The sequence below is a fragment of the Nocardia farcinica genome (genome assembly GCF_029867845.1).
Classification (GTDB): Bacteria; Actinomycetota; Actinomycetes; order Mycobacteriales; family Mycobacteriaceae; genus Nocardia; species Nocardia farcinica_A.
In genome coordinates this window covers 1-9,501 of the sequence record NZ_JARWRU010000391.1, presented here as the reverse complement: position 1 = coordinate 9,501, position 9,501 = coordinate 1, and the positions used below count along the sequence as shown (strand labels likewise).

Sequence of the window (9,501 nt, the reverse complement as noted above, 5' to 3'; positions counted from 1 at the left end):
CCCGCGCCCCCCGACTCCGCCCCCGGGTGGTGGGGGGGGGCGGGGGGGGGGGCGGGCTCGCGCGCCCCCCCCCCCCCGGGCCGTTCTCAGCGCCAGCGCTCCGGGGTCACCGGAGAATCCCACGCCCGCGCATAGCGGCGGGTGTCGGCGGCGTTGGTCTCCTTGGCGCGGTAGACGATGTAAGGACGGGTGAGATAACCCAGCGGCGCGCTGAACATGTGCACCAGGCGGGTGTAGGGCCACATGGCCACCAGCACCAGCACCACCAGGCCGTGCAGCTGGAAGGTCCACGGGGTGCCGACCATCAGCTCCGGCTGCGGGGCCAGGGTGAACAGGCTGCGGAACCACGGCGAGACGGTCTCGCGATAGTTGTAGGTGCCCCACAGCAGATTGCTGCCCCAGGTGTTGAGCAGGCCGGTGCCGAGGGCGGCGGCCAGCAGCACGTACATGACCCTGTCGTTGACGGTGGTGGCCTTGCGCACCGCGGGCACGGTGATCCGGCGGTAGAGCAGGATCGCCACGCCTGCGAGCACCGCGAGGCCCGCCACCGAGCCCGCGCCGACCGCGATCACGTGGTAGGCGTGCTCGGAGATGCCGACGGCGGCGGTCCAGGACTGCGGGATCAGCACGCCGAGCACATGACCGCCGAACACCCCGAGCATGCCGAAGTGGAACAGCGGGCTGCCCAGGCGAAGCAGGCGGCTCTCGTAGATCTGCGAGGAGCGGGTGGTCCAGCCGAACTGGTCGTTGCGGTACCGCCAGATGTGGCCGAGCACGAACGAGGTGAACGCGATGTAGGGCAGGATCATCCACAGCTCGGTGGGCAGGGGCAGACTGGCGTTCATCGGCGGCCTTCCGAGTCGGTGAACAGCGACGGGTCCAGGGCGAACGGGTCGAGTCCGACCTCCTCGTCCGGCGGCCCCTCGGCGGCGAGTTCGGCGATGCGGCGCCGATCGGCGGTGGTCAGCGGCGGCAGGGTGGCCACCACCGCGGCCAGCGCGCCCGCGTACGGGGAGCCGCTGTCGGACAACGACAGCCGCAGCAGCTCGATCACCGGCAGATGCTCGCCCAGCAGGCGCTCGCCGCCGATCGGGTCGACGGTGGCGGCGAATTCCAGCAGCACCGGCAGATGGTCGGGCAGTTCCTCGTCGCCGAGTTCCACCCCGGCGTGCCGGTAGGCGTGCTTGAACCGCAGCAGCGCCATCCCGCGCTTGCGGGTGTCGCCGTAGGCGTAATAGGTCAGGTGCAGGCTGGCGCGTTTGCGCAGGTCGAAGGTCGCCACGTAGTCGGCGGCCAGCGTCAGCGGCGGGGTGGACCGCAGATGCGTGATCAGCGGTTCCAGCGGCAGGCGCACCTGATCGGGCAGTTCGGCCACGGCGGCGGACAGATCGTCGAGCGCGACGAGCAGCGACTCGCCCGGGTAGTCCAGCAGCAGCGCGGCCACCCGCCACGCGAGGCGGCGGTCGCGCTCGCGGATGCGGACCGCGGGCTCGGGCCTGCGGCGCACTTTCAGCAGATTCATCGCGGCGCTCCCGTCACGTCCGGGGTGGCGGCGGGGACGGCGCCGTTGCCGTTGCCCCCGCCGCTGTTCCCGGTCGCACCACCGGTGCTTTCGCCCCCCGCGGTTCCGTTGGTCTCGGCGCCGTTGGCGGCCGCGCCGTTGCTCGCGCCGCCGTGCCCAGCCGTTCCGTTCGCCGCGCCCGACCCGTTGCCGTTCGCGCCGTTGCTCGCGCCGCCGTTCGCCGAGTTCACCGGTCCGCCGCCGTTCGCGGCGGCCCCGTTGCTCTTCGCGCCCGAGCCGGTGGGCACCAGACCGGCGGTGTTCTTGCCGTCCCAGTTCAGCAGGTTGATGCGGGTCGACTTCGATTCCGGGGCGGCGGCATTGGTGTCCGACAGCCCGGTCTCGGTCAGGTGGAACTTCTCCACCATCTGGTCGAAGGCCGTCATACCGGGGCCGCCGTCGGTGTCCAGGCTGCACCCGGTCGCCAGCGAATCGAGTTCGTGGGCCTGGGCGGTGGCGCCCTGCGGGATGACGTAGCGGTCCTCGTACTTGGCGATGGCCAGCAGCCGGTACAGCGCCTCGATCTCCTCCGGCTCCAGGCGCACCGAGGGCGCGATGGTCGGATCGGGCTCCTCGCCGAGGTTCACCGAGCGCATGAACGAGCGCATGCCCGCCAGCCGTTGCAGGGCCGCGCGCACCGGGCCGAGCTCACCGGCGGTGAACAGTTCGGCCAGGTACTCGACCGGGATGCGCAGCGCGTCGATGGCGCCGAAGAGGTTGCGGGCGCTCTCGCCGTCGTGCCCGGTCTCCGAGAGCACGTCGACCACCGGCGACAGCGGCGGCACGTACCAGACCATCGGCATGGTGCGGTACTCCGGATGCAGCGGCAGCGCGATCTGATAGTCCACGATCAGCTTGTAGACCGGCGAATCCTGGGCGGCCTGAATCCATTCCGGTGAGATGCCCGCGCGCTCGGCCTCGGCGATCACCCTCGGGTCGTGCGGATTGAGGAACACACCCAGCTGCGAGGGGTACAGGTCGGCGGTGTCGGTGACCGAGGCGGCCTCGAGCACCTTGTCCGCGTCGTAGAGCATGACGCCGATGTAGCGCAGCCTGCCGACGCAGGTCTCCGAGCACACGGTCGGGATGCCGACCTCCACGCGCGGGTAGCAGAAGGTGCACTTCTCCGCCTTGCCCGTCTTGTGGTTGAAGTAGATCTTCTTGTACGGGCAGCCGGTGATGCACTGCCGCCAGCCGCGGCACTTGTCCTGGTCCACGAGCACGATGCCGTCCTCGGCGCGCTTGTAGATCGCACCCGACGGGCAGGAGGCCGCGCACGAGGGATTGAGGCAGTGCTCGCAGATGCGCGGCAGGTAGAACATGAAGGTCTGCTCGAATTCGAGCTTCACCTTCTCCGACAGCCGGTTCAGCAGCGGGTCCTTGCCCACCTGTTCCGGGCCCGAGCCGAGGTCGTCGTCCCAGTTCGCGCCCCAGGTGACCTTGGTGTCCTGACCGGTGATCAGCGACTTCGGCCGCGCCACCGGGGTGGTGTCCACCGGCGGGGAGGACAGCAGGTTGTCGTAGTCGTAGCTCCACGGGTCGTAGTAGTCCGAGACCGTGGGCAGATCCGGGTTGGCGAAGATGTTGAGCAGCCGCTTGAACCGCGAGCCCGACTTCAGGGTCAGCTTGCCGCGCTTGGTCAGCGTCCAGCCGCCCTTCCACTTCTCCTGGTCCTGGTACTGGCGCGGGTAGCCCTGGCCGGGGCGGGTCTCGACATTGTTGAACCAGACGTACTCGGTGCCGCCGCGATTGGTCCAGGCCTGCTTGCAGGTGACCGAGCAGGTGTGGCAGCCGATGCACTTGTCGAGGTTCATCACCATCGCCATCTGTGCCATGACGCGCATGTCAGTACTCCACTTCCTGGGACCGGCGGCGGATGGTGGTGACCTCGTCGCGCTGGTTGCCGGTGGGACCGTGGTAGTTCAGCGCGAAGGACTGCTGGGCGTAGCCGCCGATGAGATGGGATGGCTTGATCATGATCCGGGTGAGCGCGTTGTGGATGCCGCCGCGCTTGCCCTTGCCGGCCTGCTTGCCGGGCTTGGGCCAGTCGAACCCGGTGGGGTCGGTGCCCTCGATGCGCGGCACGTCCACCGCGCGGTCCTGCGCGTGGTACATGAACACGGTGCCCTCGGGCATGCGGTGCGAGACGATGGCGCGGGCCACCACGACGCCGTTGCGGTTGACCGCCTCGATCCAGTCGTTGTCGGCCACGCCGATCTTGGCGGCGTCCTTGTCCGACATCCAGATCGACTGACCGCCGCGCGAGAGCGTCAGCATGTGCAGGTTGTCCTGGTAGGCGGAGTGGATGGACCACTTGGAGTGCGGGGTCAGGTAGCGCACGGTCACGCCGCGCTCGGTCACGTCACCCACGCCCGGCTCACGGAACAGCGCGGTCATGTCCAGCGGCGGCCGGAAGATCGGCAGCTGTTCGCCGAGTTCGATCATCCAGTCGTGGTCGAGGTAGAAGTGCTGGCGGCCGGTGAGGGTGTGCCAGGGCTTGAGCCGTTCGGTGTTGATGGTGAACGGCGAGTAGCGGCGTCCGCCGGTCTCGCTGCCCGACCACTCCGGCGAGGTGATGACCGGGACCGGGCGGGCCTGGGTGTCGGCGAAGGTGATCCGCTTGCCCTCGGCCTCGAGCGCCAGGTCGGCCAGCTCGGTGCCGGTGCGGCGTTCCAGCGCGTGGAAGCCCTCGACCGCGAGGCGGCCGTTGGTGGTGCCAGACAGCGCCAGGATCGCCTCGGCGGCGTGGGTGTCCTTGGCCAGCGACGGCCTGCCCTGGGCGACGCCGGAGACCACCTTGCCGTTCTTGCCCGCCAGGTATTCGACCTCGGCGTCGGGCAGGGTGGTGACGCCCTTGGTGGTCAGGCCGAGGGTCTCCACCAGCGGGCCGAGGGCGGCCATCTTCTCGGCGACCTTCGGGTAGTCGCGTTCCACGACCACCAGCTTCGGCATGGTCTTGCCCGGAATCGGCTCGCACTCACCGGCTTTCCAGTCCAGCACGGCGCCGCCCGCCTGAGCCAGCGCGTCGGGCGAATCATGCTGCAACGGCACCGCGACGATGTCCTTGCGCACGCCCAGGTGCTTCTCGGCCATCCAGGAGAAACCGCGCGCGATCCGGTGGAAGGCGTCGAAGTCGGTCTTGGCCTCCCACGGCGGGGAGATGGCGGGGGAGAAGGCGTGCACGAACGGGTGCATGTCGGTGGAGGACAGGTCGTGCTTCTCGTACCAGGTCGCGGCGGGCAGCACGATGTCGGAGAACAGCGTGGTGCTGGTCATCCGAAAGTCCAGGCTCAGCAGCAGGTCGAGCTTGCCGGTGGGCGCCTGGTCGCGCCAGACCAGTTCCCGCGGGCGCACACCGGTGGCGTCGGTGGTCTGCAGGTTGGAGTCCGCGCCGAGCAGGTGCCGGTGGAAGTACTCGTTGCCCTTGCCGGAGGAGCCGAGCAGATTGGCCCGCCACACCGTCAGGCAGCGCGGGAAGTTCTCCGGGGCGTCCGGGTCCTCGCAGGCGAAGCGCAGGTCCTCGGACTTCAGCTGGGACACCACGTGATCGGCGGCGCTCACCCCCGCGGCCTCGGCCTCGTCGGCCAGGTCGAGCGGGTTGCGGTCGAAGGTGGGGTAGCTGGGCATCCAGCCCAGGCGGCTGGCCAGCGCGATGTTGTCGGCGGCGGTGCGACCGGCGAACTTGCCCTTGCCCAGCGGTGAGGAGAAGGAGTCGGCGGTGAACGGGTCGTAGCGCCACTGGTCGTTGGTCAGGTACCAGAAGACCGTGCCCTGCATCTGGCGCGGCGGGCGCTGCCAGTCCAGGCCGAAGGCCAGCGTGGCCCAGCCGGTCACCGGGCGGCACTTCTCCTGGCCGACGTAGTGGGCCCAGCCGCCGCCGTTCACGCCCTGGCAGCCGGTGAGCAGGGTCAGGGTGAAGAAGGCGCGGTAGATCTGATCGGAGTGGAACCAGTGGTTGGTGCCCGCGCCCATGAGGATCATCGAGCGGCCGCCGGAACGCTCGGCATTGTCGGCGAACTCGCGGGCGATCCGCTCGGCCTGCGCGGCCGGGACGCCGGTGATGGTCTCCTGCCAGGCCGGGGTGTAGGGAGAGGAGGCGTCGTCGTAGCCGCTCGCCCACTCGCCGGGCAGGCCGTCGCGGCCCACGCCGTACTGGGCCAGCAGCAGGTCGAACACCGTGGTGACCCGCCTGCCCGCGACAGTGACGGTCGGCACGCCGCGCAGCACCACGCCGGGCCGGTCGCCGTCGTAGCGCGGCAGGCGAAGCGCGACCGGCTCCGCGTCGGCGCGCCCGTGCAGGGTCAGCAGCGGGTCGACACCCTCGAGGTCGAGATTCCACTTGCCCGCGTCGGACTCGTTGAAACGGTGGCCGAGCGCGCCGTTGGGCACCACCGGCTCGCCCTCGGCGTCCAGCAGCACCGGCTTGTGCTCGGCGTTGGCGACCTCGCGGCCCAGATCGGCGGCGGTGAGGAACTTGCCCGCCGTGGCGCCGTCGTGGTGGTACTCGCCCTCGGCGTCCCAGCCGCTCGGGTCGTCCACGCACACCAGGTACGGCAGGTCGGTGTAGCGCTTGATGTAGTCGAGGAAGCGCGGGGTGTCGCGCTCGACGAAGAACTCCTTGAGGATGACGTGGCCCATCGACATGGCCAGCGCCGCATCGGTTCCCGGCCGGGCGGGCACCCACTCGTCGGCGAACTTGGTGTTGTCGGCGTAGTCGGGGGAGACCACGACGACCTTCTGACCGCGATAGCGGGCCTCGGTCATGTAGTGCGCGTCGGGCGTGCGGGTGACCGGGACGTTGGAGCCCCACATGATCAGATAGCCCGCGTCGAACCAGTCCGCCGACTCCGGCACGTCGGTCTGGTCGCCGAAGACCTGCGGGGAGGCGACGGGAAGGTCGGCGTACCAGTCGTAGAACGAGAGCATCGAGCCGCCGAGCAGCGAGATGAAGCGCGCGCCCGCCGCGTGGCTGACCATCGACATGGCCGGGATGGGGGAGAAGCCGGCCACCCGGTCGGGGCCGTACTTCTTGATGGTGTGCACGTGCGCGGCGGCGGCGATCTCGGCGGCCTCCCACCACTCGGCGCGCACGAAACCGCCCTTGCCGCGGGCGGCCTTGTAGGCGGCGGCCCGCTCCGGGTCCTCGACCACGTCGGCCCAGGCCAGCACCGGGTCCTTCAGCCGCGCCTTGGCCTCCCGGTAGAACTCGAGCAGTGTGCCGCGCACATACGGATAGCGCACGCGCGCGGGCGAATAGGTGTACCAGGAGAAGGAGGCGCCGCGGGGGCATCCGCGCGGCTCGTACTCGGGCTTGTCCGCGCCCACCGAGGGATAGTCGGTCTGCTGGGACTCCCAGGTGATCACACCGTCCTTGACGTAGATCTTCCACGAGCACGAGCCGGTGCAGTTCACGCCGTGGGTGGAGCGCACCACCTTGTCGTGCGCCCAGCGGTCCCGGTAGAACTCGTCGGCGCCGCGGCCACCGACCTTGTGCAGCGTGCGCCGGTCATCGGAGACCTCGCCGCGCTGGAAGTACTTGCCCAGCGCGAGCAGGGCGTCTCCGGCGTCTGCGGAGCGCGGCGGCACCGGGCCTGTGGCCGCGGGATCCGAACTGCGCGAAAGAACCACGATGCCCCCTCGAGCTGTGGAAACGAGCTGTCCTCTGCGACTGTAGGGAGCCGAGGGAGCGCCTCCAAACAGCTTTCTCACATCGCTCACGGCACCGAAGTGAGCGGTGAGATCGGCGAAATGTGCCGGTCACCGGCCCGGCGGGTGATACACAGGGCACGGTGCCCGCGACCTGCGCGCGCGCCGTCGCCGCCCGCACGCGGCTCGCTCCGGCGGGGGAACCGGTGAAGCTTTGGAAACGCGGGCTTCTCGGGGGCTTTACAATCGTTAACACAGAGCGTCAGTGCGCTGTACGACATCACCGCGCTGTACGACATCACTGCCCGGGGACATCAACCCCCGCGACCCGGCTCGCCGACGTGGGCGGCCGGGCCCGTGTCGCCCCGGTTCGGCGCGACGGGCGGCTCGGCGCCCGCCTCGCGTGGCTGGATCCCGCGGTACGCCTCGAAGATTGCCGACCGGCTGCTGGCGGTCGGGGCGACGGCCGGAATGCATGCCGATGTGCGCATGAATAATTGTTCGCCGAAAATCACTGGAATTATTCAGAAGTCGTGGTGATTAAAAAGTATTCGTTTCCGTGAGATGGTCGCGCGTCCGGGCCGGCGTTCGGTCGGATAACGGTTTCCCCGACGCCGAACCGGGTAAACGCCTGGGTTTGTCGTCTGTTCGTATGACCAACTGCCGGGCGGTCGCGACGAGAGGGTCGTTGCTCCGCGGTCGCGCGCGCCGGGAAATATCCGTGGCCGATGTCGCCGGGCGATCGATCTGTTGTTCGAATGGCGCGGTTCGATGCCCGGCCCGCGCGACGTTCGTGACGAATTGTCAACTGCCGTGGCGTCACGGCGGCCGACGGGCGCGACGTGCGCACCGGCGGTGAAGTGCGTGGTTTCGGTGGAAGGCGATAGCGGACGGTAAACCTTCGGCGTGCCGAGGAAAGGTTCGTAGATCGTCGGTCGGGTCCCGGCCGGCCGGACAAGGGCGCTCGATGTCGCCGCGAGCGTTCCGTGGCCTTTTCGAGACCTATTTGTTACCCGGCAATTCCGCAGTACAGAGCCGGTTTTCGGTTCGCGCGCGCGGGAAACCGGGGGCGGATCGCCCGAATGTCACGATGTGGTGCAGCCGCGGCGGATATGGTGACGAAATGCGTTGCCGGATAAATGCGGAGCCGGATGCGCACCCCGCGACTGCGGCGGGTGCATCGGTCTCGGCGGCCTCGTCCGGTAAGCGTGAGAACAACGGGATCGACCGGGCACGGTCGAACGAAGCGCATTCGATGCGTTTATCGCCGGAGCCGGGATTCGGGTGGCTGCGGAGGGCGGGTGCCGGGGCGTCCGATGGGCGGATACAGAAGATAGCGCGAACATTGCGGGGAGTGAGTGCTTGATGGTCGATGACATCGGATTGGTCCCTCATATATCGCTCGCGGCCGCGGCGGACTGCACCAACGGCACGTTCGCGGTGTGTGGCGACGAGGGCCGCGCGCTCTGGTACGGGCCGTTCCTCGACAGCGACGCGGACAACCCGCACGGCGATCACGCGGCGGGCACCATGGCCGCGGCCCAGCGTGCGGTCTGGCTGGCCGGGCGCGCCTGCGCCGACGCCGGTCACACCGAGGCCACGCTGCACCTGGTGCTCAGCGACAGCGACGTGGACACCGTGACTCTGGCGTGTACGGCCTCGATGTCCGGGCTGATCCTGGATCTGGTCATCTCCGAGGACAATCCGGCGCTCGACTGGTGCCAGGTCTTCGGCAGCCTGGACTGGAATCCCGGAGCCCTGGTCGACCAGGACGAGCCGGAGGGCAGGCCGGGCAGGCACCTGCGGGCGGTGCACACCTTCCCGTATGTGAACGATGAACCGAAGGAGGCGTTTCCCATGATCCGCAATCCAGGTGAGGATGCCGGACAGGTCGAGGACGCGGGCATGGAGCTGCGCTCGGCTCTCGAAGCGCTGCTGCTCCACGACTCCGCGGGCATCGACGCCACGATGCGCCACGCCATCGCGGCCACCGTGCACCTGGCCGTCGACACCCCGCACGGCCTGCCCGAGGACGCCGAGGAGTTCCTCGGCCGCCTCGACGCCGCGTGGCTCATCGCGGCCTGGGCCGGACACGACCTGGAGATGTCGCTCATCGCCACCCTCGCCGCGGGCGAGGTACCCGCACTGTCCTGGTGCGAACTGATGTTCACCACCGCCCTGGCCCCGTGGTCGGCGAATCCGGCCGCCGTGCAGGCCAGACGTCTGTTCGCCGCGACCGCGCCGAGCCGCCTCGGCGCGGTGCCCGCCGAACCCGCCCGCGTGTTCGGCGCCTG

Annotated in this window: 5 protein-coding genes; 1 reads left to right on the top strand and 4 read right to left on the bottom strand. The window is 69.5% G+C overall.

Translation table 11 applies throughout. From position 1 onward, the window contains the following. Positions 1-86: 86 nt before the first annotated feature. From narI to QH283_RS08170, 4 genes are read right to left on the bottom strand one after another with little or no spacing between them, the layout of a single operon-like run. A complete protein-coding gene (gene narI, locus QH283_RS08185) occupies positions 87-845 on the bottom strand; it encodes a respiratory nitrate reductase subunit gamma (protein WP_280502413.1) in 759 nt (252 codons plus the stop codon). Next, positions 842-1,522: a nitrate reductase molybdenum cofactor assembly chaperone gene (narJ, locus tag QH283_RS08180; protein WP_280502412.1), complete on the bottom strand. Its 681-nt coding sequence runs from the start codon at positions 1,520-1,522 to the stop codon at positions 842-844. Before narJ ends, narI begins: the two co-directional genes overlap by 4 nt. After that, positions 1,519-3,396 carry a nitrate reductase subunit beta gene (narH, locus tag QH283_RS08175; RefSeq protein WP_280502415.1) on the bottom strand — a complete coding sequence of 626 codons (1,878 nt, stop codon included), beginning with the start codon at positions 3,394-3,396 and terminating at the stop codon, positions 1,519-1,521. Before narH ends, narJ begins: the two co-directional genes overlap by 4 nt. A gap of 10 nt (positions 3,397-3,406) precedes the next feature. Beyond that, entirely contained in the window at positions 3,407-7,147 is a 3,741-nt protein-coding gene (locus tag QH283_RS08170) for a nitrate reductase subunit alpha (RefSeq protein WP_280502414.1), read from the bottom strand. 1,425 nt (positions 7,148-8,572) lie between these two features. Here QH283_RS08170 and QH283_RS08165 point away from each other — a divergent pair. Next, on the top strand, positions 8,573-9,501 hold a 929-nt coding region (locus QH283_RS08165), incomplete at its 3' end, for a hypothetical protein (protein ID WP_280502411.1).

Coding starts and splice junctions, on each gene's coding strand:
- narJ (WP_280502412.1), bottom strand. CDS start 1,522: ATGAATCTGCTGAAAGTGCGCCGCAGGCCCGAGCCCGCGGTCCGCATC.
- narH (WP_280502415.1), bottom strand. CDS start 3,396: ATGGCACAGATGGCGATGGTGATGAACCTCGACAAGTGCATCGGCTGC.
- narI (WP_280502413.1), bottom strand. CDS start 845: ATGAACGCCAGTCTGCCCCTGCCCACCGAGCTGTGGATGATCCTGCCC.